Raw genomic sequence first — 23,833 nt, forward strand, 5'->3', positions numbered from 1 at the left:
CCGGTTCGATCAATTCGATCCGTAGATGCCCGAGAAGGTCTTCAGATCCTGATCCGTGTTCTTCAGTGCTTCAGCGGCATTGATCGGCAGCACCTTGATGCTGTCGCGTGCCGGAAAGCCTTCCGGAACCTTCATGCCGTTGCGGGCCGGAATATAGCCGAGCTTCAGGAAGCCTTCCTGGCCTTTTTCCGACAGAACGTAATCGACGAATTTCTTCGCGGCGTCGGCATTCTTGGCGCCGGCGAGAATGCCGACCGGTTCGGTGACGGCCGAAACACCCTCTTCCGGGAAGACGAATTCGACGGGCGCGCCCTTGGCCTTTTCGCGGATCGGCATGTAGTCGACGACGACGCCGTAGGCCTTCTCGCCCGAAGCCACCGACTTCAGGATCGCGCCGTTGCCACCGGCAGCCGTCGCACCATTGCCGGCAAGCGCCTTGTAGTAATCCCAGCCGAGGCCCGGAACGGCCGCCAGCGTCTGCGTGTGGATCAGCGCCGCACCGGAGGTCAGCGGGCTCGGCATGGTCACGAGGCCCTTGGCTTCCGGCTTTGCCAGATCCTTCCAGCTCGTCGGCTTCATTCCGGCCGAAGTGTTGTACATGATGCCTGTCGTGATCAGCTTGGTCGAATAGTAGTAGCCGTCGGCATCGTAGAGCGCCGCGTCGTAATTGACGGCTTCAGGCGACTTGTAGGCGAGCAGCTTGCCCGCTTCCTTCAGGCGCTCGAGCGTCACGGTGTCGGCGATCAGCAGCACGTCGGCAACCGGATTGCCGGCTTCGATCTCGGCCTGCAGCTTCGCCATGATCTTCGGCGTGCCGTCGCGAACCCAATCGACCTTGATATCGGGACTGGCGGCCATGAAGCCATCGACGGTCGCCTGCGCGTCTTCGTTCGGCTGGCTGGTATAGAGAACCAGATTGCCGGCATGGGCCGAAACGGAGGCAAGACCTGCCGCGATCAGCGCGGCCAGTGCGGAGAGCTTCTTGGTCATGGCGATATCCCTGAGCGTGAATGTTAGCCGTTCCATAGACAGGCCGAATAACATGATTGTGACATCCGGCCAAAGATGCCGGAGGCGTGACATCAGCTCTGCGCTTGACCGCAGCGCGCCAGCGCTATTTTCTTGCGGCGGATTGCGTGTTTCCGTTCAAATTTTGGGAGAGAGAATTATGGAATACCGTCTGCTTGGCCGTTCCGGCCTGAAAATTTCGACAGTCACCATGGGCACCATGACCTTCGGCGGCGTCGGCTGGGCCAAGGCAACCGGCAGCCAGGACGTGGCGGAGGCAAGCCGCCTTGTCGAAATGTGCCTGGATGCCGGCGTCAACCTGATCGATACTGCCGACGTCTATTCGTCCGGCGCCTCGGAGGAAATTATCGGCGAGGTGCTCGGCGGCAAGCGCAAGAGCGGCGTCATGCTCGCCACCAAGGCGCGCTTCCGCATGGGCGACGGACCGAACGACGTCGGCTCCTCGCGCCAGCATCTGATCGAAGCCTGCGAAGCCAGCCTGCGCCGCATGAAGACCGATGTCATCGATCTCTACCAGCTGCATGAATGGGATGGTCAGACGCCCGTCGAGGAAACCATGGAAGCGCTCGACACCCTCGTGCGCCAGGGCAAGGTCCGCTATATCGGCTGCTCGAACTTTTCCGGCTGGCACATCATGAAGGCGCTCGGCGTCTCCAGGGAGCACAACTACCAGCGCTTCGTCAGCCAGCAGATCCACTATACGCTCGAAGCCCGCGATGCCGAATACGAGCTGCTGCCCGTGTCGATCGATCAGGGTCTCGGCGTTCTGGTCTGGAGCCCGCTGGCCGCTGGCCTCCTTTCCGGCAAGCACCGCCGCAATCAGGCAACGCCCGAGGGTACGCGCCAGTTTGCCGGCTGGCCGGAGCCGCCGATCCGCGACGAGAACCGCCTGTGGAATATCGTCGATGTGCTGGTCTCGATCGCCGAAAGCCGCGGCGTCTCGGCCGCCCAGGTGGCCCTCGCCTGGCTCATCGGCCGCCGGGCGGTGACTTCAGTCGTCATCGGCGGGCGCACCGAAGCGCAGTTCAAGGATAATCTCGCCGCCGCCGAGCTGACGTTGACCGCCGAAGAGCGCAAGCGCCTCGACGATGTCAGCGTCCCGCCGCTGCTCTATCCCTACTGGCACCAGCGCAACACGGCGAGCGACAGGCTGAGTGAGGCCGATCTCGAACTGCTCGCCCCGCATCTCAACCCGTAATCAGAGCATGATCGGCGCCCTCGGGCGCCGATTTCCTTTGCGATCAGCGAGGCGTTTATCCGCCGGGCCCATCAAGCGTCTTCGTGAATCTCAAGCCGGTATGTTGATACCCGCAACGTTCATAGAGGCGGTGCGCGTCTTCGCGGCGGGAGCTGGGTTTCACTGTCGCGAGGCGGGCACCGCAATCATAGAGCCAGCGCTCGCCATGAGCGACCAACAGTCCTGCGATGCCTTTGCCTCTGAAGTTCGAGGAAACGACCAGCGCTGTGATGGCGCCATCGAGATCGTCTCGATAGAGAGTAGGAATGACGGACAAGGCGATCATTCCCGCCACTGCACCCTCTTCATCGGCGACGAAGATCGCGTAGTCCTCGCGGTCGGTAAGCCGCTCGATTCGGGCGGCCATTTTGTCCGACGTTGTCGGATAGCCCAGCTCGGCCATCAGTTTTGCCAATTCCTCGACATCCGACGGAGTAGCACTCCTGACCTTGATCCCGCTCATCGTCTTCCCTCAATCTTCCAAATGGGCGGGAAGATGCAGCGCGAGGCGAGTCGATGCAACCGTGTATCCGTGTAGGAAGAACGGTAACGAACAGCGTGAGCGGCAGGGGAGCGCTACCCCTCGCCATGCCCCCTAAAGCGCACCAATCTCACCGGCGACCAGCTTGCCGAGGCGGCCGATACCCTCCTCGATCATCGTATCGTTGGCACAGGAGAAGCTGAGGCGGATGGTGTTGGCGCCCGAGCCGTCGGCGAAGAACGCCTTGCCGGGCACGAAGGCCACCCTCGTGGTCTCGATCGATTTGGCCAGCAGCGCCGCGCCATCCATGCCCTCAGGCAGGGTGATCCAGATGAACATCCCGCCCTCGGGCTTGGTCCAGCTGACGCCGGCAGGCATGTGCCGTGCGAGAGCATCAAGCATCGCATCGCGGCGATGGCCGTAGGCCGCCTTGATCTTCGCCACCTGCGCATCGAAACCACGTTCGGCAACCTCGGCAATGGCCATCTGGTTGATGGTCGAGGAATGCAGATCAGCCGCCTGCTTCATCAGCACCAGCTTGCGGATGACCTGCGAATTGGCAACGATGAAGCCGACGCGCAGACCGGGCGCCAGCGTCTTCGAGAAACTGCCGCAATAGATCGTGCGGGTAAGGCTGATATGACCCTTCCTGGCGATCTCGAGCGCCAGGATCGGCGGGATCGCCTCGCCGTCATAGCGCAGGTTCTGATAGGCCGCGTCTTCGATAACCGCGACATCCAGCTCTTCTGCCAGTGCCAGCACCTTTTCGCGTCCCTCGCGATCCACGCTCTCGCCGGTCGGATTGGAGAAATCGGCGGAGAGATAGGCGAACTTCACCTTGCCGCCATGCTTTTCGGCCGCCGCACGATAGCTGTCCGGCGTCCGGTTGCCGTTGGGCGTCAGCTGGTCGTAGGCCGGCTCATAGGCGTTGAACGCCTGCAGCGCACCGAGATAGGTCGGCCAGGTGACCAACGCGGTATCCTTCGGCGACAGGAACAGCTTGCCGAGATAATCGAGACCCTGCTGCGAACCCGAGACAATGAAGACGTTTTCGGTCTCGCAGGCAATGCCGAGCCCGGCCATCTGCGTCACCAGCCATTCGCGCAGCGGCTTGTAGCCTTCGCTGACGGAATATTGCAGCGCCGAGTTGACCGCCGCGCCGTCGAAGATGCCGGCATAGGCAGCCTTGAATTCCTTGTCCGGAAACAGCGCCGGATCCGGTATGCCGCCGGCAAACGAGATGATATCGGGCTGGTCGAGCAGTTTCAGCAGCTCGCGGATCTCAGACGCACGCATCCGCGACGAACGCGTCGCAAACATTTCATCCCAGTTCAACATGGGGTTTCCTCGCACTCTTTTTATAATATCAGCAGATCATCACGCTCCGGAATTTATGTCAACAATACTGACCTATTTTCTTGTCGCGGTGACAAGTTCGTACAGATTGGCATCCAGAAGGCCTGCGCATGCGGAAATCGGGCGGAACTCCCCGGACATTCGGCGCAACCCGCCATCATTCCGCTCACGAAATGCCGAAACTCGGTGAAACAGACCTTTCCAAAACGGGGGCGGCAGCAGTAGTGTGCCGCCCATTATTCAATGGACTACCAAGGTGCCAGCAATGACCGCGACGTCGCCCTCTCCTGAAATCACAATCGAATTCCACAAATCTCCCGTCTCCGACGCAGACCGCACCAAGGCGATCGAAACGCCCGGCTTCGGCAAGGTCTTCACGGATCACATGGTTTTGGCGAAATGGACGGCCGACAAGGGCTGGCACGACGCAAAGGTCACCGCCCGCCGCCCGCTGGAACTCGACCCGGCGAGCGCCGTGCTGCACTACGCCCAGGAAATCTTCGAAGGCATGAAGGCCTATAAGGCCGATGACGGCCGCGTGCTGCTCTTCCGGCCGGAAGAAAATGCCCGCCGTTTCGCCCAGTCTGCCGCTCGCATGGCGATGCCCGCCGTGCCGGAAGAACTGTTCCTGAAGGCGGTCGAAGAGCTCGTCCGCGTCGACAAGAACTGGATCCCCACGGGCGATGCCAGCCTCTACCTTCGCCCCTTCATGTTCGCCAATGAGGCATTCCTCGGCGTGCGCCCGGCGCAGGAATATATCTTCTGCGTCATCGCCTCGCCGGTCGGCGCTTATTTCAAGGGCGGCGCCAAGGCCGTCTCCCTCTGGGTCGAGACCGAATATACCCGCGCAGCAGCCGGCGGCACCGGTGCAGCAAAATGCGGCGGCAACTATGCAGCCAGCCTCGTGGCGCAGGCAGAAGCCTCGAAGAAGGAATGCGACCAGGTCGTCTTCCTCGATGCCGCCGAACACAAGTGGGTCGAAGAACTTGGCGGCATGAACGTCTTCTTCGTCATGAACGACGGATCGGTCGTCACCCCACCACTCGGCGGCACCATCCTGCCGGGCATCACCCGCGCTTCCGTCATCGTGCTGGCCGAGGAAAAGGGCCTGCGCGTCGAGCAGCGCCCCTATTCCTTCGCCGAATGGCAGGCTGATGCCAAGAGCGGCAAGCTCGTCGAAGCCTTCGCCTGCGGCACGGCCGCCGTTCTCGCCGGTATCGGCCTCGTCCGCCATGCCGGTGGCGAATTCCTGGTCGGCGACGGCCAGACCGGCAAGCTGACCACCGACCTGCGCCAACAGCTCGTCGGCCTGCAGAAGGGCACCACCAATGACCAGCGCGGCTGGACCCGCCTCATTCCGGCCTGATCTGCATTTGGCCGAAACACGACACGCACTACGGAAACCGGGCCTCACGCCCGGTTTCTTGCTTTAGGGAGAGGAACAGAATGCCCAAGGACGAAACCTCAGCCTTCTACGACGGCAACCCCGCGGTCTACGCCTCCCGCGAGCGCCGCCTTCCGGCGACACGGCTCGATGCTTTCCTCGCAGCCTTGCCACCCGGCGCGAAAATCCTCGAACTCGGCTGCGGCGGCGGGCAGGACAGCGCCTACATGCTGGAGAAAAGCTTCGACGTGACGCCGACCGACGGCTCGCCCGAGCTCGCCAGGCAGGCGGAAAAACTGATTGGCAGGCCCGTGGCGGTGATGCGCTTTCAGGATCTGGAGACGGTGGAGACGTTCGATGGCGTCTGGGCCGAAGCCAGCCTGCTGCATGTTCCCCGCGCCGAACTCCCCGATGTCTTCACCCGCATCCACTGCGCGTTGAAGCCCGGCGCATCGCTGCATGCAAGCTTCAAGAGCGGCGAGGCCGAGGGCCATGACGGCCTCGGCCGCTATTACAATTACCCGTCTGTCGATTGGCTGACCGAATGCCTGTCTTCAGGCGGCTGGCGCGACATTGCGCTATCGGAAGCCGATGGCGGCGGATACGACGGCAAGCCGACCCGCTGGCTTTTTGTTACCGCCCGCAAATGAAAAAGGCTGGAGCTTTCGCCCCGGCCTCTCTCGCAAAATCAGTCGCAGAACCGATTAGTTGACCGACTTGTCGACCAGCTTGTTCTTGCCGATCCACGGCATCATGCCGCGCAGCTTGGCGCCGACTTCTTCGATCTGGTGGCTGTCGTTCATGCGGCGGATGCCCTTGAAGCGCGAGCCGCCTGCGCGGTATTCCTGCATCCAATCCGACGTGAACTTGCCGGTCTGGATGTCGTGCAGGACGCGCTTCATTTCAGCCTTGGTTTCAGCCGTGATGATGCGCGGGCCGGTGACGTATTCGCCCCATTCTGCCGTGTTCGAGATCGAGTAGTTCATGTTGGCGATACCGCCTTCATAGATCAGGTCGACGATCAGCTTCACTTCGTGCAGGCATTCGAAATAAGCCATTTCAGGAGCATAGCCTGCTTCCGTCAGGGTTTCGAAACCGGCGCGGATCAGCTCGACGAGACCGCCGCAGAGAACGACCTGTTCGCCGAAGAGGTCGGTTTCGCACTCTTCGCGGAAGTTGGTTTCGATGATGCCCGAACGGCCGCCGCCGACGCCGCAGGCGTAGGAGAGAGCGAGTTCAAGAGCGTTGCCCGAAGCGTTCTGGTGAACGGCAACGAGGCAGGGAACGCCGCCGCCCTTCTGGTATTCGCCGCGAACCGTGTGACCCGGGCCCTTCGGCGCGATCATGACGATGTCGACGGATGCCTTCGGCTCGATGAGGCCGAAATGGATGTTGAGGCCGTGCGCGAAAGCGATCGCAGCGCCGTCACGGATGTTGGCGGCGATGTCGGCCTTGTAGATGTCGGCCTGGAGCTCGTCCGGGGTCGCCATCATCATCAGGTCGGCCCAGCCGGCAGCTTCGGCAACGGTCATGACCTTGAAGCCGTCAGCTTCGGCCTTCTTGATCGTCGGCGAACCGGCCTTGAGGCCGATGACGACGTTCTGTGCGCCTGAATCCTTCAGGTTCAGCGCATGGGCGCGGCCCTGCGAACCGTAGCCGATAATGGCGACCTTCTTGGACTTGATCAGGTTGAGATCGGCATCACGATCGTAATAGACGCGCATTGTAAAGTTCCTTCCCTTTTGCTTGTCGCATCGTTTGATAGAAGCGGAAAATCAGGCGAGTGCCGGCATTTCCGCGAGAACCTTCTCCGTTCCGTACAGACGCAGGAAGGCGGTGACCGCCCTCTCCGCCTGACGGGCGGTATCCTTGAGGCCCGGTTCGCCGAGCAGCATGCGCACATGCAGATCGGAGACAACAAGGCCGTAAAGCGTGTGATATGCCTCGTCGGCATCATGGAAGCGCAGGAGCCCCGCCCGCTTGCCGGCATCGATCAGCGCCATGGCGCGGCGATCGATCTGACGACGGCCGCGTTCGAGCAGAAGCTTTCCGAGCTTGGAGCCGTCGCGATGCGACTGGCCGATCGCCAGCCGGTTCAGCGCCAGCGACACGTCGCCTGCCAGAACCTCCAGCAGATCGCGCGCAAAGATGACGAGGTGATCATGCAGGCTGGCCGACGTCAGGCGTTCGCCGTTGCGCTCGAAGGTTCGTACCTTGCTCGCCTGATAGGCGATCATCGCCGACAGCAGGCCGTCGCGGTCGCCGAACCACTTGTAGAGGCTTTCCTTCGAGCAGTTGGCGGCGCGCGCCACACCCGAGGTCGTCAGCGCTTTTTCTCCGCCATCGACGAGAAGCTGCAACGCCTGCTCCAGAACAGCGTTCTGACGCGGCGAAAATTCGCTGGGCTCCAAGGTTTCGACAGACACGATATGCGCTCCCAAATACGTACCGTACCGTACGGTTCGCGACGTCTTATGCCGGAGCCTCTAATCGCCGTCAAGCGAAATTCGTTGCTGCAACGCATCAAAAAACAGCGGCTATTCGGCGGCCATCTGCCCGCGCATGGCGTCGATATCCTTCAGCGGCGGCAGACCGTAGAGGCGGCCATATTCGCGGCTGAATTGCGACGGGCTCTGGTAGCCGACGCGGTAGCCGGCGGTGGCGACATCCACACGCTCGGTCAGAAGCAGGCGCCGCGCCTCGTGCAGCCGCAGTTGCTTCTGATATTGCATTGGCGTCATCGCCGTCACCGCCTTGAAATGGTGATGCAGCGACGAGACGCTCATGCTGACATGATCGGCCAGCGCCTCGATCCGCAACGGTTCGGCAAAATTCGTCCGCAGCCAGGCGACGGCGCGGGCAACCTTGTGGCTCTGGCTTTCCGCCAGCGTCATGTCGAGCAGCCGCGAACCGTCGGGTCCCGTCAGCAGCCGGTAGGAAATCTCCTGCTCGATCAGCGGCGCCATGGCGGCGATATCATCGGGATTGTCGAGAAGCCGCAGGAGACGGGCCGATGCATCAATCAGCTCCGGCGGCGCCGTCTTCACGACCAGGCCGCGCGAATCCTCCGGCGACGGCGTGGCGCGCGAAACCTTGGTGCGCGGCAGCAGGTCGCTCAGCTTTTCGCTGTCGATGAACAGCGTGAAGCAGAGATAGGGAACATCGGCCGTCGCCTGCGTCACATGCGAGGCGACAGGCAGATCGAGCGACGTCAGCACATATTGACCGGCGCCGTAGACATGCACGTCGGAGCCGACCATCAGCCGCTTGCTGCCCTGCAGGACGAGCGAGAAACTCGGCTTGTAGGCCACATGCTGCAGCCGTGTCGGACAGCTGCCCTTGAACACATGCAGGTTTTCGATCGCCGTTTCGGAATTTCCGTCCTTCTTGGCGTAACGGGCAATGATCGATGTCATTTCATCGAAGGGGCCAATATGTAACGTCATAACATTACCGTTTATTTTCTTGATGTTACGCCTGCGGCGCTTGCCCAAATGATGGGATGGATCGTGCTCTTGCGCAAGGAGATTTGCAGGATCGTACAAAAAGCTTGCAGGATCGCTATACCGCTTTTGATGCGACCCGGGGCATAGTCCACCATCCCTTCCACCCTCCCTGAAATGAAGGAAACTACCCATGCCCATCGCAAAAGGCTACGCCGCTACCGATGCATCCAAGCCGCTGACGCCGTTCACCTTCGAGCGCCGCGAACCCAATGCAGATGACGTCGTCATCGACATCAAGTTTGCCGGCATTTGCCATTCGGACATTCACACTGTCCGCAACGAGTGGAAGAACGCCGTTTATCCGATCGTTCCTGGCCACGAAATCGCCGGCGTCGTCACGGCCGTCGGATCCGCCGTCACCAAGTTCAAGGTCGGCGACCATGTCGGCGTCGGCTGCTTCGTCGATAGCTGCGTCGGCTGCGCCAGCCGCGATGTCGACAACGAGCAGTACATGCCCGGCCTCGTCGGCACCTACAACAGCGTCGAAGCCGACGGCAAGACGGCGACCCAGGGCGGCTACTCCGACTCGATCGTCGTCAAGGAAGGCTACGTCCTGTCTATTCCGGAAAACCTGCCGCTCGACGCTTCCGCGCCGCTGCTCTGCGCCGGTATTACCCTCTACTCCCCGCTGAAGCACTGGAATGCCGGCCCCGGCAAGAAGGTGGCAATCGTCGGCATGGGCGGTCTCGGCCATATGGGCGTGAAGATTGGCGCCGCCATGGGCGCTGACATCACCGTGCTCTCGCAGTCGCTGTCGAAGAAGGAAGACGGCCTGAAGCTCGGCGCCAAGGAATATTACGCGACCAACGATGCCGAGACTTTCAAGAAGCTCGCCGGCACCTTCGACCTGATCATCTGCACGGTCAGCGCCGAAATCGACTGGAATGCCTATCTCGGCCTGCTCAAGGTCAACGGCTCGATGGTCGTGGTCGGCGCCCCCGAAAACCCGATCCCGGTTCACGCCTTCTCGCTGATCCCGGGCCGCAAGAGCATCTCCGGCTCGATGATCGGCTCGATCAAGGAAACCCAGGAAATGCTGGATTTCTGTGGCGAGCACAACATCGTTTCGGAGATCGAGAAGATCAACATCCAGCAGGTCAACGAAGCCTACGAGCGCGTCCTTAAGAGTGACGTCCGCTACCGCTTCGTCATCGACATCGCCTCGCTGGCAGCTTGATTTTTGTGAGGGTGGTGCCAAACGCACCACTCTCATTCCTTTGCTCGTCACAGAGACGAGGGGCGCTAGGACGACCGCCGCCTTGCAAAAAGCGGAAGCCCGGCCTCCCCTAATTCTCCTCCCGCATCGTCTCCTTCTGGGTAATCAGCCGTGCGCTGTGCTGGCCGCTGAGATAGATCCACAGCCAGCTCCAGGCGACGGCGAAGCGCGAGCGGGTGCCGATCAGGAAGTAGATGTGGGCAAGGCCCCAGACCCACCAGGCCAGCCACCCCTTCAGCTTGATCCTGCCGAAATCCATGATCGCCGCGCTCTGGCCGATGGTCGCAAGGCTGCCCTGATGCCGGTAGCGGAAATCGCCGGGCGGCTGCCTGCCCGCGATCCGGGTGCGAATGACTTTCGCGGCATAGGCGCCCTGCTGCTTGGCGGCCGGCGCAATGCCCGGCACCGGCTTACCGCCCTCCTGGATCACCGACGCCGTGTCGCCGATAACGAAGACATCGGGTAGTCCCGGCGCTGTCAGGTTCTTTTCGACCACGGCACGCCCTGCCCGGTCGGCCTCCACACCCAGCCATTTCGCCGCCGCCGACGCCTGGACGCCGGCAGCCCAGACGATCGTTCGGCTCGGAATGAATTTCTCGCCGATCGATACACCCTCGGCACTGCAATTGGTGACGGGTTCGCGAAGATGCACCTCGACGCCGAGCTTTTCGAGCTCGCGCTGCGCGTAGGCCGACAGCTCCTCGGCAAAGGCCGGCAGCACGCGCGGCCCGGCCTCGACCAGCACCACCCGCGTCTTGCGGGTATCAATGTTGCGAAACTCACCGGGCAAGGTCTTGTGCGCCAGCTCGGCGATGATGCCGGCCAGTTCCACGCCTGTTGGACCCGCGCCGACGATGGTGAAGGTCAGCAGCGCCTCGCGGGCAAAGGGATCGGTCTCGACCTCGGCACGTTCAAAGGCGATCAGCAGGCGGCGACGGATGGTCGTCGCATCCTCCAGCGTTTTCAGCCCCGGCGCCACCGGCTCCCATTCGTCGCGGCCGAAATAGGCATGCGTCGCGCCGGTGGCGAGCACCAGCGTGTCGTAAGGTAAGGACTTCCCGTTACGCAAGGTGACGGTCTTTGCCGCGGTATCGACACCGGCGACCTCGCCAAGCAATGTCGTTACGTCAGGACGGTTGCCATAGAGATGACGGATCGGCCAGGCAATCTCGGAGGTCGAAAGGATGGTCGTTGCGACCTGATAGAGCAGAGGCTGGAAAAGATGATGATTGCGCCGGTCGACGAGCGTGATTGCCGCCCCCGCGCCCTTCAGATCGTTGACGAGCTGTAGCCCGCCGAAACCGCCGCCGACAACGACGACGCGATGTTCGCTCATGACAACCCCCTTGTGCGCCATTCAGCCAACGCCAATGTCGTCAATTCCGCGGGGCTTTCAATGGATGTTTGCGAATAGCTCCCTTGCACTTACCCGGCATAACCAACGGGAATGGTGGTGCCGCTCTTCAATATCTCCATCGAGATCGATGCCGAGACGTCGAAGAGCTCTATCTTGCGGACGATCTGCTTGTAGATCACGTCGTAATGCTCGACGCGCGGCAGAACGATCTTCAGGATATAGTCGTGATTGCCAGTCAGCCTGTGTGCCTCGACGATCTCTGGAACGCCGCTGATCGCCCTGCGGAAGCTCTCGATCCATTCGTCCGAATGATGTGCCGTCTTGATCAGCGCAAAGACGGTGGTCGGCACGCTCATCTTTTCGCGGTCGAGGACGACGATCCTCCGGGCGATATAGCCGCTTTCCTCCAGCCGCTGGATGCGCCGCGAGCAGGCCGAGACCGACAGCGAAACACGCTCCGCAAGATCGCTGACGGATATGCCTGCGTCCGCCTGTAGCAGGTCGAGAATCTTCCGATCGCGATCATCCAGCATTGCCAAACCTTAAATTGACGCCGATTTTTTGCACATTACTGGAAAATGGCGCAAACTCAAAGCCGCTTGCTGCAATATCGCCCGAACAATGCAAACATTCGGCGCCACACCTGCGGCATGATTTGCCTATCGAAATCAACAAACGGGAACATGGAAATGCGGACAATCGGCCTGATCGGCGGCATGAGCTTCGAAAGCTCGGCAGTCTACTATCGCCTGGTCAACGAGATGGTGCGCGAGCGCCTCGGCGGCCTCGCCTCGGCCGAAGTGCTGATGCATTCCGTGAATTTCGAAGAGATCGTCTCGATGCAGAAGGCCGGCGATTGGGATGGCGCGGCACGCCGCCTCGGCGACGTTGCTTTGAAGCTCCAGGTCGGCGGCGCCGATTGCGTGCTGATCTGCACCAATACCATGCACCTGATCGCCGAACAGGTCGCCGCACGCATCTCCGTGCCGCTGATCCACATCATCGACGAAACGGCTTCGGCGCTGAAGGCTGCCGGGCGCAAGCGCCCCTTGCTGCTCGCCACCCGCTACACGATGGAGCACGGCTTCTATGCCGACCGCATGAAAAGCCTCGGCGTCGAGATCGCCGTACCGGAAGCCGAAGACCGCACCATCGTCCACGACATCATCTTCAGCGAACTCTGCGCCGGCAAAGTGCTGGATTCGTCGCGCGAAAAGCTGATGCGGATCATCGAACGCGAAAAGGCCAAGGGCGCCGACAGCATCATTCTCGGCTGCACCGAAATCTGCCTGATCCTCGACCAGAACAATCTACCACTGCCGGGCTTCGACACCACGACGATCCATGCGAAGGCCGCGATTGAATTTTCGCTGGGTGCCGATCGTAAACGGGAAGCCGCATGATAAATATTTGACTCAGTCAACTAAATATTGGACGAGGTCTCCAACAGGAGATTTTGTCCATGACCGATTCCGCGCTCATCGAAGCCGCACGCGATTTCAACCGCTTCTGTACGAACCTGCTCGGCGTGCTGAACAAGGCCTATCTCGATACGCCCTTCACGCTGACGGATGCGCGGGTGCTGTTCGAAATCGGCTCGCATGACGGCATCGGCGCCACGGCACTTGCGGGAGATCTTCATCTCGACCCTGCCTATCTCAGCCGCATCCTCAAGCGCTTCAAAGCCGAAGGGCTGATCGAGACTGAGGCCGATCAAAGTGACCGGCGCAGCCAGACCATCCGCGTTACCAGTAAGGGACAGACACAGTTCGAGGATTTCGGCCGCCGCTCCAATGCCCAGCTGGCCGAACGCTTCGACCGGCTGGCTGATGGCGAGCCGCAGAGTGTCGTGTTCGCAATGCAGACGATCCGCTCGCTTCTCGATCCCAAGACGCAGCCACCCGCCCCGGTCATCCGCGCCCACCGCCCCGGCGACGTGGGCTGGATCGTCCAGAGCCAGGGCAAGGCCTATGTCGAGGAATATGGCTGGAACATGCGCTTCGAAGGTCTCGTCGCCGAAGTCGCCGGCAAATTCCTGGCGAATTTCGATCCCGCCATGGAATATTGCTGGATCGCCGAGCGTAACGGCATCAACATCGGCTCGGTGCTGATCACCAATGGCGGCGATGGCATTGCAAAGCTGCGTCTGCTCTATATCGACAAGGCGGCGCGCGGCCTCGGCCTTGGCAGAACGCTGGTCAACGAATGCATTCGCTTCGCCCGCGCAAAGAATTACCGGCAGATTTCGCTCTGGACCAACGACATCCTGCATTCGGCGCGGGCAATCTACGTCAAGGCGGGATTCCAGCTTGTCTCCGAAGAGCGACACAGCATGTTCGGCACCGAAGAGAACGGCCAGACCTGGGTGCTCGATCTCTGAAATCAGCCGTCACGAATATTTCGCTTGATTTGGAAACGATCATTTCCTAATTGAGTGAGCCATGACCACGCTCGCCCCCGAAGATATGAGCCGCAGCCGCGGCCGCCCGCGCGAATTCGACATGGACGCCGCCCTCGACAAGGCGCTAGCAGTCTTTTCCGAACGCGGCTACCACGCCACCTCAATCAGCGAACTGACCGAGGCGATGGGGCTAACCTCCGGCAGCGTCTACAAGGCCTTCAAGGACAAGCGCGGCGTCTTCCTCGCCGCCTTCGACCGCTATCGCAAGATCCGCCGTGGCAAGATCACCGAGAGCATGGCGGGTGCAGAGACCGGACGGCAGAAACTGCGCGCCCTGCTCCGCCTCTACGCCGTCTCGTCGCACGGCGAATCCGGCCGCCGCGGCTGCCTCGTCGTCGGCAGCGCCAATGAGATCGCCACCTTCGATCCAGAAGCCGCCAAGCGCATCGAGGATGCCTTCACCTCGAACGAAGAGTTCATCCTCGACCTCATCCTGATTGGACAGGCCGACGGATCCGTTGCTCCGTCGATCGATGCCGCATCGGCGGCGATCAGCCTGCTCTGCGTGATGAACGGCATGCGCGTCGTCGGCAAGACCGGCAGCACCGCGGCCGAAATGAATGCCGTCGCCGACACCGCCATGAAATTACTGACCTGACGCCGCCCGCCAAAGCAGGTGGCCTGAACCGACTTTTTATACCGATCCTCCCCCAGATCCGCATACTGGAGTTCCCATGAGCATTTCCTCAGCAACGGATGAGACGGCCGCCGCCCCGGCAATCTCGTCCCTGATGACATTTCTATTTGCAGCCACTTGCGGTCTCGTCGCCGCCAATCTCTATTACGGCCAGCCGCTGGCAGGCCTCATCAGCGCCGATCTCGGATTCACGCCTGCCGCCACCGGTCTCATCGTCACCTTGACCCAGATCGGCTACGGCCTTGGCCTGCTGCTGATCGTGCCGCTCGGCGATCTTCTCGAAAACCGCCGCCTGATCCTGCTCCTGATCGGCGTCTCCGCCGTCGCCCTCATTGGTGCATCCTTCGCCTCGACCCCGGCGCTCTTCCTGCTGGCCTCGCTCTGTATCGGCCTGTCCTCCGTCGCCGTTCAGGTGGTCGTGCCCTTCGCCGCCCACATGGCGCCGGATGCAAGCCGCGGCCGCGTCGTCGGCAATGTCATGAGCGGCCTGCTCTGCGGCATCATGCTGGCCCGTCCCTTCGCCAGCTTTGTCGCCGAAGCCTCGTCATGGCACATGGTCTATTACGTCTCCGCCGTCTTCATGGTGCTGCTGGTCCTGTTGCTGCGCGCCACGCTGCCGGTGCGCACGCCGCATACGAAGCTGAGCTATGGTGCGCTCCTCGCCTCCATGGGCCATCTCGCCATGACCTCCCGAGTCCTGCAGCGCCGTGCGCTCTACCAGGCCGGCATGTTCGGCGCCTTCAGCCTGTTCTGGACGACGACGCCCTTGCTGCTCTCCAGCCCGGCTTTCGGCTTCAGCCAGAACGGCATTGCGCTCTTCGCCCTTGCAGGCGCTGCCGGCGCCATCGCTTCCCCGATCGCCGGACGCCTCGCCGACCGCGGCCTGACGAAGGTGGCATCGACGCTTGCCATGGTGCTTGCGATGGTATCGTTCCTCGTCAGCCATTTCGCCACCGACGGATCGACGCTGGCGATCGGCCTACTGACGGCTTCCGCCATCCTGCTCGACTTCGGTGTCACCACCAATCTCGTCTGCAGCCAGCGCACGATCTTCTCGATCAGCGCCGAACATCGCAGCCGCCTGAACGGCCTGTTCATGGCGACATTCTTCATGGGTGGTGCTGCGGGCTCGGCGATCGGCGGCTGGGCCTATGCCACGGGCGGATGGACGATGACGGCCTGGATCGGCTTCTGCTTCCCGGCCTTCGCCTTCCTGCTCTTCCTCACCGAGGGACGCGGCAAGTAAGCCGCGTCTCAGCCTTCCTAGAGCGTTTCCTGGTTATATTGAAGCATTCTGTTGGCTCAAACGGAGTCGGATGGTCGACCGGCTGGCGCGCGCCGTAGCCCAGATCTACGGCCAAGCCAGCCGGTCGATCAGGCGGCCCGTTTCAGCCAACCCCGCAGGGGCCGGGCATCTTTCCGCCAGGATCAAAGACGATCGGCTCGACCATACCTAGGGGTATGCCCTTCGCCAATCGCCTTTGCCCTGTCGAAAACCTGCTCCGGCAGAATGCTTCAATATAACCAGGAAACGCTCTAGGCATCGAAACGAATTCGGGCGGCGCGAACGGCTTCATGGTTCGCTTCCGCCCAATTCAGCAAAAGCGCCAGCGTCGCGTAGAGCGAGACGCCAAGCTCGGTGATCCGGTACTCGACGCTCGGCGGCTTCGTCGCAAATACCTCGCGCTCGATATAGCCTTCGCGCTGCAGGTCCCGCAGCGTCTGCGTCAGCATGCGCTGTGAGATATCGGGGATCTTGCGTCTCAGTTCGCCAAAGCGATACGGCCGCGCTGCAAGCGCTTCCAGCATCAGCGTCGACCATTTTCCGCCGATCTGCTGCATCATGTCCCTGACCGGGCAATTGCCGAAATCGAGCTGCTCGAAATCGATCTCGCGGCGAACGCCGGGGGCCGGCTTGCTCTTCAGGCTGACGACAGTGCCACTCATGACGGGTGGTTCCCTTTTGGTAACGTAGAGCTAAAAAACTGCCTCCTTTACAGAAGGACGTCAATTCCTATTTTAGTGCTAGTCTCTTCTAGAGACCATAAAAAGGATAGATCCATGAGCGATACAATTCTCGTCACTGGCGCCGCCGGTCAGCTTGGCCAGCGCGTTCTCCACCACCTGCTTGAGACCTACAAGGTACCCGCTTCACGGATCATCGCCGCGACGCGCGATCCGTCGAAGCTTGCCGATCTGGCCGCCAAGGGCGTTGCCACCCGCAAGGCGGATTTCGACGAAGCCGCAGGCCTCGTCTCGGCCTTTGAAGGCGCAGGCACGGTCCTCATCATCAGTACCGATGCGCTTGCCGTCCCAGGCCAGCGCCTGAAGCAGCATACGGCTGCCGTCGATTCCGCCAAAAAGGCAGGCGTCAAGCAGCTCGCCTACACCTCGATGCCCTCGCCCGACAAATCGCTCGTCACCTTCGCGCCCGATCATCTCGGCACCGAGAACACCATCAAGGCCAGCGGCATCTCCTACACGATCCTGCGCGACGCCTGGTATTTCGACAATTTCATGCATTCGCTGCCGCATAATCTGCAGGGCGGCAAGTGGTACACCGCCACCAAGGGCGGCAAGGTGCCTTACATCTCGCGCGAAGACTGCGCGCTGGCGATTGCCGCCACGCTCGCTTCCGGCAAGGCTGAAAACAAGACCTACACGCTGACCGGTTCGACCTCCTATTCGATCGCCGATGTCGCCTCCGCCGTCAGCGCCGTCACCGGCCGCCCGCTGGATGTCGTCGAGGTCAGCGACGAGCAGCTTTCCGCCGGCATGACCGGCGCCGGCCTGCCCTCTTTCGTGGTCGAGATGCTGGTGTCTGCCGATGCCAATATCCGCGCCGGCAATTTCGATAGCCTGAGCGGCGACTTCACAACGCTGACAGGCAAGCAGCCGCAGACGCTGCGCAGCTTCATCGAAGAGAACAAGGCAGCGCTCACCGCCTGAGCGAAGCCTGTGAGCCCGCCGTGCACCACCGCGGCGGGCTTTTCAGATCAGATCTTTTGGCCGCAGGCGCGGCAGAAGCGGCGCACGGTTTCGGCCATCCCGTATTCCAGCGCATCCGCCGTCAGCCCATGGCCGATCGAGACTTCCGCGAGAGCGGGAATACGCTTCACCAGCGGCGGCAGATTGGCAACCGTGAGATCGTGACCGGCATTGACGCCGAGGCCGATCGCCAGCGCCGCATCCGCCGTCTTTCCAAGTGCTTCGAGAATGGGGCCGACCCGCTCCGGCGCGTCGTAACAGCCCCCATAGGGGCCGGTATAGAGCTCGATACGGTCAGCGCCGACAGCCTTGGCGATCTTCACCGCTTCCACATCGCCGTCACCATCGGCAAACAGCGACACCCGGGTTCCCATCGCCTTCAGCTTGGCGATCACATCGGTCAGGAAACGCTCGTCCTTGCGGAAATTCCAGCCGTGATCCGATGTCGCCTGCGTCGGGTCGTCAGGCACCAGCGTCACCTGTTCAGGCGCAGCGCTGCGGCAGAGATCGAGAAATTCTTCGGTCGGATATCCCTCGATATTGAACTCGGCTTCGGGGAATTCATCGTCGATCAGGTTGCGGATCACCGGCAGGTCGGAGAAGCGGATATGCCGCTGGTCCGGCCGCGGATGCACCGTCAGCCCGCTTGCCCCCGATTTCAGCGCGATACGGCCAAGGCTTTCGACACTCGGCCACGGCAGATCGCGGCGATTGCGCAGCATGGCGACGGCGTTGAGGTTCACGGAAAGCGTGGTCGGCATGACGATGATCCATTCGATGGCAGATGCGTGCTCCGCTTTTATGCCAATGGCGCCGCCAAGGCCAACGAGATTCGCAGATGGCAGCATGCAAATTCGTGATGCTTCACGCTGCGTGACGCGATCCGTACCGCGAGGAGTATTTCCCGTTCCGCTGGAAGAAACGCTGACCCTCGCGCAAACGGCATCCGGCTATCTTTTCGCGATGTTTCAAGCTTTTCCGTCCGCATTGCTATCCTATTTAAAAACGATTATTTTTAGCACTTACAAAAAAGACCGTTCACGCATAACGTGAAGAATATGTATCGAGTTTAGTACGCCGCGTACTGCTTCCTTCCCCAACGACAAGAACGCCTCGAGGAAAACCCCACTCCGCAGCGCCGTCGAAAGCAACTGGCAACCGCATGAGGTGCAACAGTATGCCCTAGGAGGGTTCATGCCAGACGGTTCCAAACGCATGTTTGCTGCCGCCGGCAACGCTTCGGAGGCCCGGTCGAAATACCGGTTCCTGCCTTCTGCCGCGCTGCCGCCGGATCTCCCTGATGGACCGGTGCCGATCGCCGACATGGCGAATGCATTCGGTGTCACCCACAGGACCTTACATTTCTACGAGGAGAAGGGCCTGCTTTCGGCCAATCGCATCGGCCTGATGCGAGTCTATGGTCAGGACGACGTGATGCGCATGGCCGTCATCAACGTCTGCCGCGAGACCGGCATGCCGATCGCCGTCATCCAGGATCTGATGGATGAGCTGCGCCATGCAAGGTCGCAGGAGGAAGCAGAGACGATGTTTCGCGAAGCGCTGGGGGTGCGCAAGCGTGAACTGACGGCCGAAATGTCGACGCTGCACCGCCAGCTGCAGCAGGTCGGCGACCTGCTCGATCTCGACGCCCATGGGGAGATGCCGCCGCTCAACGACAACGAGGATCCGGACGGGCTCTCTGAGAAGGAACGGCGCTGCCTGTCGCTGATGGCCGAGGGCTATTCGACACAGCGGATCGCCAGAGCGCTCAGCCTTTCCCATGACGAGGCAAAGGCGCTGGAATCGGCAATCATCCTGAAGTTCCGGGCCAATAACCGCTTCCAGGCAATCGCCAAGGCTGTTCTGCTCGGCATCGTCCAGGTCTGAAGACTTTTCACTCCCACGGGAACGGCGTCCGCCACGCCTGCCCGCCTAACGAACGATGGTCAAAGTCTCGGCTGCACGGGTGATTGCCGTGTAAAGCCAGCGCTCGCGCGTATCGCGGAAGGCCCAGCTTTCATCGAACAGCACGACATTGTTCCACTGCGAGCCCTGCGCCTTGTGAACCGTCAGCGCATAGCCGTAGTCGAATTCGTCGTAGCGCTTACGGGTGTTCCAGGGAATTTCGCCCTCGACATCCTCGAAGGCCTGCTTCAGCAATTTGATCTTCGCAGCACCACGATCCATGTCGTCGTCTTCCGGACGGATCAACAGGTTGATGCCGGGCTTCGTCGTTTCCTTGGAGGACGTCATCACCTGCCAGAGCGAGCCGTTGAGCAGCCCCTTGGCCGGATCGTTGCGCAGGCAGACCAGCTTGTCGCCTGTCTGAGGATATTCGGCATTGAAGCCTTTCAGCTCGCGCAGCCGCTGATTATAGCGCCGCCGCGTCCGGTTGGTGCCGACGAGCACCTGATCGGCCTTCATGACGAGGTCCTGATTGACCTCGTTCTTCGAGATCACCTGCGCGGCGCCATAGTCGCCATACATGATCTCGTTGCCTTCGCGTACCTGCATGGCAAGCTTGATGATCGGATTGTCGCGTGCCTGGCGGTGAATATCCGTCAGCAGGTAATCCGGATCCTGATTGGTGAAATAGCCTCCGCCCGAAACCGGAGGCAGCTGGCCGGGATCACCGAGCACCAGGATCGGCGTGCCGAAGCTCATCAGGTCCCTGCCGAGCGCCTCGTCCACCATCGAGCATTCATCGACGATGATCAGCGCCGCCTTGGCGACAGGGCTCTGGCGGTTGATGGTGAACATTGGCGCGATCGATGTCTTGCCGGTCTCCTCGTCCTCGACCGCCTCTTCGCCGCGCGGGCGGTAGATCAGCGAGTGGATGGTCTTGGCATTCGATGCGCCGCGCGAACGCAGCACCTGCGCCGCCTTGCCGGTAAAGGCCGCAAACAGCACGTCACCATCGACATTCTCGGCGAAATGGCGCGCAAGCGTTGTCTTGCCGGTTCCGGCATAGCCGAAAAGACGGAAGAGCGGCGACCGTCCCTCCTTCAGCCATTTCGAAACGGCCTTCAGGGCTTCATCCTGTTGCGGAGCAAATTGCATGATGCGCGACTTGGCAGGATTCGCGCGCCGGACGCAAGGCGAAAACGCCTCTCAGTTGCGCGATCACCAGATTGAAAGCCGGAGCGCACGCCACTAGTCTCACAGCAGTCCGGCGAAAGGGATTCGTGTGAAGAAAACGGCCGCGTTGTTTCTCCTGACGGTATCGGCATCGATGCCGGTTGCCGCCCATGCCGACTGGCAACCTGTCGAACAGATCAAGACCTATGCAATCTCGGGCACAACAGGCGCCGGGCTTTACCAGTCGATCGGCGAACGCGGCCCGGCGGCAGGCAACGGCCAGGTCATCGCCCACACGACGTTCAAACTGACATGGACGCGCAAATACGAGGTCCAGCCGGACAAGTCCTGCAAGATCACCGTCGCGCGCCCGAAGCTGATCATCATCTACACGCTACCGAAGCCATCCTCGGCGCTTTCGCCCGCCGTTCAGGCAAGCTGGCAGAGCTTCATCTCCGGCGTCGAGACCCACGAGCGCTGGCATGGCGGCACGATCAAGGAGATGGTCAAGCAGATCGAAGGCTACAGCCTCGGCCTCAGCGCCACAGACGATCCGCAATGCAAGAAGATCAGGGTCACCCTGCAGCAGCGGCTGGGCGAGCTTTCCGGCTACCAGCGCCAGCAGGGCCGCGATTTCGACAAGGTCGAGATGGGCGACGGCGGCCATATTCAGAGCCTGATCCTGAAGCTGGTGAACGGCCCCTGAACCTTCGAAAGCAAGGAGCTGATGTGACCATACCTGACGCAACGCTCCTAACCCGAAGCACCTATTCGGACCGCGCCTGCGCACCGGAGGAAACGCTCGCCCGCATTACCCCGCTGCTTCCCCGCTTCGGCATCACCCGGCTCGCCCGAGTCACCGGCCTCGATTGCATCGGCATTCCGGTCTGGAACGCCATCGTCCCCAATGCTCGGTCGATCGTCGTCAATCAGGGCAAGGGCCTGACCGATATCGACGCCAAGGTCTCCGCCGCCATGGAAGCGCTGGAGCGGACCATTGCAAGCAATCCGGTGCTGACCACGCGGCTTTGCAGCGGACTGGACCTCACCGCCCACGGCCACGCCTGGCATCCGCTGAACGAACTGATCGCCGCGGGCGCCGCCGATATCGAGCCGGACGAGACAATCGGCTGGGTTGCCGGCACAAGCCTCGAAGACGGCAAAACCATTTTCGTCCCGAAGGATGCAATCCTGCTCGACCGGACCATCGGCCATTGCCGATTCTGGCAATCCTCCGACGGCCTCGCCTCCGGCAACACCATCGACGAGGCACGCCTTCACGCCCTTCTCGAACGGATCGAGCGCGACGCCTACGCGCTTTGGCAGATGACGCCGCCGGAGCGTATCGAGGCGATTGCCCCGGAAAACTTCGCCGATCCGGCCATCGGCGCGCTTTGTGCGAAGATTGCCGCTGCCGGTCTCGCCCTTCGGCTCTTCGAGGTGACCAGTGATATCGGCATTCCCTGCATCGCCGCCCTGCTCGGCCCCGGCGATGTCACCGCTGCCAGACATACCCGCTATGTCGACGTCACCCACGGATGCGGCGCCCATCCCAATCCCGTCCGCGCCGCGATCCGCGCCATCACCGAGGCCGCACAGTCACGCCTGACCTTCATCAGCGGCGCCCGCGACGATATTCTTCCGGAGGTTTTCGAACGTCCGCTTCCGCCGGGAACACGCGCACTCTTCGCCGTGTCGGTTCGGGAGCTGGTGGTCGAGAGGCCCGATCTGCCGGATGGCGCTGCCGCACTGCTGGCAGGCGTGGTGGGCAAGCTCAGCCATACCGGCCTCGGCCCTCCCATCGCCGTCGAGCTGCACGAACCCGGCCTCGCGATCTCCGTCTCCAAGGTCTTCGTCCCCACGCTGGAAAATCCCGAGGGAGACCGCAAGCACCGTTTCGGCCCGCGCGCGCTCTCGCGGTCGATGGAGTTCCTATGAAGACCGTCTTCGTTGGCCCCACCCTGCCCGATGCCGCAGCGCTGACCGGCGGCCGCCTCGATATCCGGCCACCAGCTGCCCAGGGCGATATCCTGACAGCCGTCAGACAGGGTGCTACGGCGATCGGCCTGATCGACGGCTATTTCGAATATGCCGCCCCCGTCTGGCACAAGGAAATCCTCTTTGCGCTATCCAAAGGAATACCGGTCTTCGGCGCGGCCAGCATGGGCGCGCTGCGCGCCGCCGAATGCGCCGCCTTCGGCATGACCGGCATCGGCAGGATCTATGCGATGTATGCGAGCGGCGCGCTGGAGGATGACGATGCCGTCGCCCAGCTGCATGCGCCAGGCGAACTCGGCTACAAGGCGCTCAGCGAACCGCTGGTCAACATCCTGTCTACGCTTGGTGACATGCTGGCACGCGGCGTCATCGATGAGGCCGAGCAGCAGGCGCTCCTGGCCGCATCCCGCACCATCTTCTTCAAGAAACAAACCTGGCGATCAATCCTCGACGGCGCGGCACTTCCAGCTGCACGCTGCACCGATCTGCTGCAATGGGTTGGCGGCAACGCGGTCAATCAGAAGCGCCGAGATGCCGAGGAGCTGATCGCAGTGCTTTCGGCTTACAAGCCCGCAACCGCACCCCTCGCCCGCGATTGGACCTTCGCCCGCACCTCGCTCTGGAACGCTCTTGAAAACGGCATGGAATAAACCGGCGGGCTCGCGTGTCTCATATCCGGCAAAGCAACAAAGCCTGCCGAACGTGAGGAGAGACCGCATGAAAATCGTATCATTCGCAACCGCATTTGCCGTTGCCGCCATGGCTGCGACCGCCGCCTTCGCCGCCGCCCCCGTCCAGACCGTCGATTCCGCCAAGGGCAAGGTTCTTGCCGGCGAAAATGGCATGACGCTCTACACCTTCAAGAAGGACGCCATGGGCACCTCCAATTGCAACGGCGATTGCGCCAAGAACTGGCCGCCGCTCGCCGCCGCTGGCGACGCAAAGGCAGATGGGGCATACTCAGTCATCGATCGTAAGGACGGGACGAAGCAGTGGGCCAAGGACGGCATGCCGCTCTATTTCTGGGTCAAGGACAAGAAGAAGGGCGATGTCACCGGAGATGGGGTCGGCGGCAACTGGGACCTTGCCAAGCCCTGAGTATCCG

26 protein-coding genes are annotated in these 23,833 nt (G+C 61.8%); 15 read left to right on the top strand and 11 right to left on the bottom strand.

Features of this window, described 5'->3' with window-relative positions:
- Window positions 1-9: 9 nt before the first annotated feature.
- The gene (locus AC1DNK_RS06330) at window positions 10-990 is read right to left on the bottom strand and encodes an ABC transporter substrate-binding protein (protein WP_477940065.1); all 981 of its coding nucleotides are present in this window, start codon (window positions 988-990) and stop codon (window positions 10-12) included.
- 178 nt (window positions 991-1,168) lie between these two features.
- On the opposite strand from AC1DNK_RS06330, the gene AC1DNK_RS06335 reads away from it, so the two are divergent.
- Window positions 1,169-2,227 carry an aldo/keto reductase gene (locus AC1DNK_RS06335; RefSeq protein ID WP_477940066.1) on the top strand — a complete coding sequence of 353 codons (1,059 nt, stop codon included), beginning with the start codon at window positions 1,169-1,171 and terminating at the stop codon, window positions 2,225-2,227.
- Window positions 2,228-2,282: 55 nt separating this feature from the next.
- Here AC1DNK_RS06335 and AC1DNK_RS06340 read toward each other — a convergent pair whose 3' ends face one another.
- Together AC1DNK_RS06340 and AC1DNK_RS06345 are read right to left on the bottom strand one after the other, a co-directional pair.
- Window positions 2,283-2,729, bottom strand: a complete 447-nt coding sequence (locus AC1DNK_RS06340; protein ID WP_477940068.1) for a GNAT family N-acetyltransferase — start codon at window positions 2,727-2,729, stop codon at window positions 2,283-2,285.
- Between the two features lie 132 nt (window positions 2,730-2,861).
- Complete coding sequence (locus tag AC1DNK_RS06345; protein WP_477940069.1) at window positions 2,862-4,085, bottom strand: aminotransferase-like domain-containing protein; 1,224 nt, start codon at window positions 4,083-4,085, stop codon at window positions 2,862-2,864.
- Window positions 4,086-4,368: 283 nt separating this feature from the next.
- Here AC1DNK_RS06345 and AC1DNK_RS06350 point away from each other — a divergent pair, with 283 nt between their 5' ends.
- On the top strand, window positions 4,369-5,469 hold the full coding sequence (locus AC1DNK_RS06350; RefSeq protein WP_477940070.1) for a branched-chain amino acid aminotransferase: 1,101 nt from the start codon (window positions 4,369-4,371) through the stop codon (window positions 5,467-5,469).
- An 80-nt stretch (window positions 5,470-5,549) separates the two neighbouring features.
- Window positions 5,550-6,137: a class I SAM-dependent methyltransferase gene (locus AC1DNK_RS06355; RefSeq protein ID WP_477940072.1), complete on the top strand. Its 588-nt coding sequence runs from the start codon at window positions 5,550-5,552 to the stop codon at window positions 6,135-6,137.
- A 54-nt stretch (window positions 6,138-6,191) separates the two neighbouring features.
- On the opposite strand, the gene ilvC is transcribed toward AC1DNK_RS06355, so the two are convergent.
- The 3 genes from ilvC to AC1DNK_RS06370 all read right to left on the bottom strand — a co-directional run bounded on the left by ilvC (window position 6,192) and on the right by AC1DNK_RS06370 (window position 8,933).
- Complete coding sequence (gene ilvC / locus AC1DNK_RS06360; protein WP_112387060.1) at window positions 6,192-7,211, bottom strand: ketol-acid reductoisomerase; 1,020 nt, start codon at window positions 7,209-7,211, stop codon at window positions 6,192-6,194.
- Window positions 7,212-7,262: 51 nt separating this feature from the next.
- Window positions 7,263-7,928: a TetR/AcrR family transcriptional regulator C-terminal domain-containing protein gene (locus tag AC1DNK_RS06365; protein WP_477940073.1), complete on the bottom strand. Its 666-nt coding sequence runs from the start codon at window positions 7,926-7,928 to the stop codon at window positions 7,263-7,265.
- A gap of 96 nt (window positions 7,929-8,024) precedes the next feature.
- On the bottom strand, window positions 8,025-8,933 hold the full coding sequence (locus AC1DNK_RS06370) for an AraC family transcriptional regulator (protein WP_112515954.1): 909 nt from the start codon (window positions 8,931-8,933) through the stop codon (window positions 8,025-8,027).
- Between the two features lie 190 nt (window positions 8,934-9,123).
- Here AC1DNK_RS06370 and AC1DNK_RS06375 point away from each other — a divergent pair, with 190 nt between their 5' ends.
- Window positions 9,124-10,170 carry an NAD(P)-dependent alcohol dehydrogenase gene (locus AC1DNK_RS06375; protein WP_477940074.1) on the top strand — a complete coding sequence of 349 codons (1,047 nt, stop codon included), beginning with the start codon at window positions 9,124-9,126 and terminating at the stop codon, window positions 10,168-10,170.
- 109 nt (window positions 10,171-10,279) lie between these two features.
- Here the strand turns inward: AC1DNK_RS06375 and AC1DNK_RS06380 are convergent, their stop codons facing one another.
- Together AC1DNK_RS06380 and AC1DNK_RS06385 are read right to left on the bottom strand one after the other, a co-directional pair.
- Complete coding sequence (locus tag AC1DNK_RS06380; RefSeq protein WP_477940075.1) at window positions 10,280-11,545, bottom strand: NAD(P)/FAD-dependent oxidoreductase; 1,266 nt, start codon at window positions 11,543-11,545, stop codon at window positions 10,280-10,282.
- A gap of 89 nt (window positions 11,546-11,634) precedes the next feature.
- On the bottom strand, window positions 11,635-12,099 hold the full coding sequence (locus AC1DNK_RS06385) for an Lrp/AsnC family transcriptional regulator (protein ID WP_477940077.1): 465 nt from the start codon (window positions 12,097-12,099) through the stop codon (window positions 11,635-11,637).
- A 156-nt stretch (window positions 12,100-12,255) separates the two neighbouring features.
- Here AC1DNK_RS06385 and AC1DNK_RS06390 point away from each other — a divergent pair, with 156 nt between their 5' ends.
- The 4 genes from AC1DNK_RS06390 to AC1DNK_RS06405 all read left to right on the top strand — a co-directional run bounded on the left by AC1DNK_RS06390 (window position 12,256) and on the right by AC1DNK_RS06405 (window position 15,910).
- Window positions 12,256-12,969, top strand: a complete 714-nt coding sequence (locus AC1DNK_RS06390) for an aspartate/glutamate racemase family protein (RefSeq protein WP_477940079.1) — start codon at window positions 12,256-12,258, stop codon at window positions 12,967-12,969.
- Between the two features lie 59 nt (window positions 12,970-13,028).
- Window positions 13,029-13,946, top strand: a complete 918-nt coding sequence (locus tag AC1DNK_RS06395) for a bifunctional helix-turn-helix transcriptional regulator/GNAT family N-acetyltransferase (RefSeq protein WP_477940080.1) — start codon at window positions 13,029-13,031, stop codon at window positions 13,944-13,946.
- 61 nt (window positions 13,947-14,007) lie between these two features.
- The gene (locus tag AC1DNK_RS06400) at window positions 14,008-14,625 is read left to right on the top strand and encodes a TetR/AcrR family transcriptional regulator (RefSeq protein WP_477940081.1); all 618 of its coding nucleotides are present in this window, start codon (window positions 14,008-14,010) and stop codon (window positions 14,623-14,625) included.
- Window positions 14,626-14,701: 76 nt separating this feature from the next.
- Complete coding sequence (locus tag AC1DNK_RS06405; protein ID WP_477940082.1) at window positions 14,702-15,910, top strand: MFS transporter; 1,209 nt, start codon at window positions 14,702-14,704, stop codon at window positions 15,908-15,910.
- 290 nt (window positions 15,911-16,200) lie between these two features.
- Here the strand turns inward: AC1DNK_RS06405 and AC1DNK_RS06410 are convergent, their stop codons facing one another.
- The gene (locus AC1DNK_RS06410; protein WP_310294720.1) at window positions 16,201-16,611 is read right to left on the bottom strand and encodes a winged helix-turn-helix transcriptional regulator; all 411 of its coding nucleotides are present in this window, start codon (window positions 16,609-16,611) and stop codon (window positions 16,201-16,203) included.
- Between the two features lie 114 nt (window positions 16,612-16,725).
- Between AC1DNK_RS06410 and AC1DNK_RS06415 the strand changes: the two genes are divergently transcribed.
- Window positions 16,726-17,613 (top strand): SDR family oxidoreductase, encoded by an 888-nt coding sequence (locus AC1DNK_RS06415; RefSeq protein ID WP_477940083.1) that lies wholly within the window; start codon window positions 16,726-16,728, stop codon window positions 17,611-17,613.
- 47 nt (window positions 17,614-17,660) lie between these two features.
- Here the strand turns inward: AC1DNK_RS06415 and AC1DNK_RS06420 are convergent, their stop codons facing one another.
- The gene (locus AC1DNK_RS06420) at window positions 17,661-18,413 is read right to left on the bottom strand and encodes a pyridoxine 5'-phosphate synthase (RefSeq protein WP_477940084.1); all 753 of its coding nucleotides are present in this window, start codon (window positions 18,411-18,413) and stop codon (window positions 17,661-17,663) included.
- On the opposite strand from AC1DNK_RS06420, the gene AC1DNK_RS06425 reads away from it, so the two are divergent.
- Both AC1DNK_RS06425 and AC1DNK_RS06430 read left to right on the top strand, forming a co-directional pair.
- Window positions 18,412-18,705 carry a hypothetical protein gene (locus tag AC1DNK_RS06425; protein ID WP_477940085.1) on the top strand — a complete coding sequence of 98 codons (294 nt, stop codon included), beginning with the start codon at window positions 18,412-18,414 and terminating at the stop codon, window positions 18,703-18,705. The two genes, AC1DNK_RS06420 and AC1DNK_RS06425, sit on opposite strands and share 2 nt — an antisense overlap.
- 141 nt (window positions 18,706-18,846) lie before the next feature.
- Window positions 18,847-19,539 carry a MerR family transcriptional regulator gene (locus tag AC1DNK_RS06430; protein ID WP_112515946.1) on the top strand — a complete coding sequence of 231 codons (693 nt, stop codon included), beginning with the start codon at window positions 18,847-18,849 and terminating at the stop codon, window positions 19,537-19,539.
- 45 nt (window positions 19,540-19,584) lie between these two features.
- On the opposite strand, the gene AC1DNK_RS06435 is transcribed toward AC1DNK_RS06430, so the two are convergent.
- Window positions 19,585-20,712 carry an ATP-dependent DNA helicase gene (locus AC1DNK_RS06435; protein WP_112387048.1) on the bottom strand — a complete coding sequence of 376 codons (1,128 nt, stop codon included), beginning with the start codon at window positions 20,710-20,712 and terminating at the stop codon, window positions 19,585-19,587.
- A gap of 172 nt (window positions 20,713-20,884) precedes the next feature.
- Between AC1DNK_RS06435 and AC1DNK_RS06440 the strand changes: the two genes are divergently transcribed.
- From AC1DNK_RS06440 to AC1DNK_RS06455, 4 genes are all read left to right on the top strand, one after another.
- Window positions 20,885-21,436, top strand: coding sequence for a DUF922 domain-containing Zn-dependent protease (locus tag AC1DNK_RS06440; protein WP_477940894.1), 552 nt, complete (start codon window positions 20,885-20,887; stop codon window positions 21,434-21,436).
- Window positions 21,437-21,459: 23 nt separating this feature from the next.
- Window positions 21,460-22,668 carry a YcaO-like family protein gene (locus AC1DNK_RS06445; protein ID WP_477940087.1) on the top strand — a complete coding sequence of 403 codons (1,209 nt, stop codon included), beginning with the start codon at window positions 21,460-21,462 and terminating at the stop codon, window positions 22,666-22,668.
- A complete protein-coding gene (locus AC1DNK_RS06450) occupies window positions 22,665-23,378 on the top strand; it encodes a TfuA-like protein (RefSeq protein ID WP_477940088.1) in 714 nt (237 codons plus the stop codon). Before AC1DNK_RS06445 ends, AC1DNK_RS06450 begins: the two co-directional genes overlap by 4 nt.
- 67 nt (window positions 23,379-23,445) lie before the next feature.
- Window positions 23,446-23,826, top strand: a complete 381-nt coding sequence (locus AC1DNK_RS06455) for a COG4315 family predicted lipoprotein (RefSeq protein WP_477940090.1) — start codon at window positions 23,446-23,448, stop codon at window positions 23,824-23,826.
- Window positions 23,827-23,833: the final 7 nt, after the last annotated feature.

The sequence above is a fragment of the Rhizobium sp. 01N424 genome (assembly GCF_056399485.1).

Coding starts and splice junctions, on each gene's coding strand:
- ilvC (WP_112387060.1), bottom strand. CDS start 7,211: ATGCGCGTCTATTACGATCGTGATGCCGATCTCAACCTGATCAAGTCC.
- AC1DNK_RS06440 (WP_477940894.1), top strand. CDS start 20,885: ATGCCGGTTGCCGCCCATGCCGACTGGCAACCTGTCGAACAGATCAAG.
- AC1DNK_RS06330 (WP_477940065.1), bottom strand. CDS start 990: ATGACCAAGAAGCTCTCCGCACTGGCCGCGCTGATCGCGGCAGGTCTT.
- AC1DNK_RS06415 (WP_477940083.1), top strand. CDS start 16,726: ATGAGCGATACAATTCTCGTCACTGGCGCCGCCGGTCAGCTTGGCCAG.
- AC1DNK_RS06425 (WP_477940085.1), top strand. CDS start 18,412: ATGACGATGATCCATTCGATGGCAGATGCGTGCTCCGCTTTTATGCCA.
- AC1DNK_RS06335 (WP_477940066.1), top strand. CDS start 1,169: ATGGAATACCGTCTGCTTGGCCGTTCCGGCCTGAAAATTTCGACAGTC.
- AC1DNK_RS06455 (WP_477940090.1), top strand. CDS start 23,446: ATGAAAATCGTATCATTCGCAACCGCATTTGCCGTTGCCGCCATGGCT.
- AC1DNK_RS06370 (WP_112515954.1), bottom strand. CDS start 8,933: ATGACGTTACATATTGGCCCCTTCGATGAAATGACATCGATCATTGCC.
- AC1DNK_RS06410 (WP_310294720.1), bottom strand. CDS start 16,611: ATGAGTGGCACTGTCGTCAGCCTGAAGAGCAAGCCGGCCCCCGGCGTT.
- AC1DNK_RS06420 (WP_477940084.1), bottom strand. CDS start 18,413: ATGCCGACCACGCTTTCCGTGAACCTCAACGCCGTCGCCATGCTGCGC.
- AC1DNK_RS06435 (WP_112387048.1), bottom strand. CDS start 20,712: ATGCAATTTGCTCCGCAACAGGATGAAGCCCTGAAGGCCGTTTCGAAA.
- AC1DNK_RS06395 (WP_477940080.1), top strand. CDS start 13,029: ATGACCGATTCCGCGCTCATCGAAGCCGCACGCGATTTCAACCGCTTC.
- AC1DNK_RS06405 (WP_477940082.1), top strand. CDS start 14,702: ATGAGCATTTCCTCAGCAACGGATGAGACGGCCGCCGCCCCGGCAATC.
- AC1DNK_RS06450 (WP_477940088.1), top strand. CDS start 22,665: ATGAAGACCGTCTTCGTTGGCCCCACCCTGCCCGATGCCGCAGCGCTG.
- AC1DNK_RS06350 (WP_477940070.1), top strand. CDS start 4,369: ATGACCGCGACGTCGCCCTCTCCTGAAATCACAATCGAATTCCACAAA.
- AC1DNK_RS06375 (WP_477940074.1), top strand. CDS start 9,124: ATGCCCATCGCAAAAGGCTACGCCGCTACCGATGCATCCAAGCCGCTG.
- AC1DNK_RS06385 (WP_477940077.1), bottom strand. CDS start 12,099: ATGCTGGATGATCGCGATCGGAAGATTCTCGACCTGCTACAGGCGGAC.
- AC1DNK_RS06345 (WP_477940069.1), bottom strand. CDS start 4,085: ATGTTGAACTGGGATGAAATGTTTGCGACGCGTTCGTCGCGGATGCGT.
- AC1DNK_RS06355 (WP_477940072.1), top strand. CDS start 5,550: ATGCCCAAGGACGAAACCTCAGCCTTCTACGACGGCAACCCCGCGGTC.
- AC1DNK_RS06430 (WP_112515946.1), top strand. CDS start 18,847: ATGCCAGACGGTTCCAAACGCATGTTTGCTGCCGCCGGCAACGCTTCG.
- AC1DNK_RS06400 (WP_477940081.1), top strand. CDS start 14,008: ATGACCACGCTCGCCCCCGAAGATATGAGCCGCAGCCGCGGCCGCCCG.
- AC1DNK_RS06390 (WP_477940079.1), top strand. CDS start 12,256: ATGCGGACAATCGGCCTGATCGGCGGCATGAGCTTCGAAAGCTCGGCA.
- AC1DNK_RS06380 (WP_477940075.1), bottom strand. CDS start 11,545: ATGAGCGAACATCGCGTCGTCGTTGTCGGCGGCGGTTTCGGCGGGCTA.
- AC1DNK_RS06340 (WP_477940068.1), bottom strand. CDS start 2,729: ATGAGCGGGATCAAGGTCAGGAGTGCTACTCCGTCGGATGTCGAGGAA.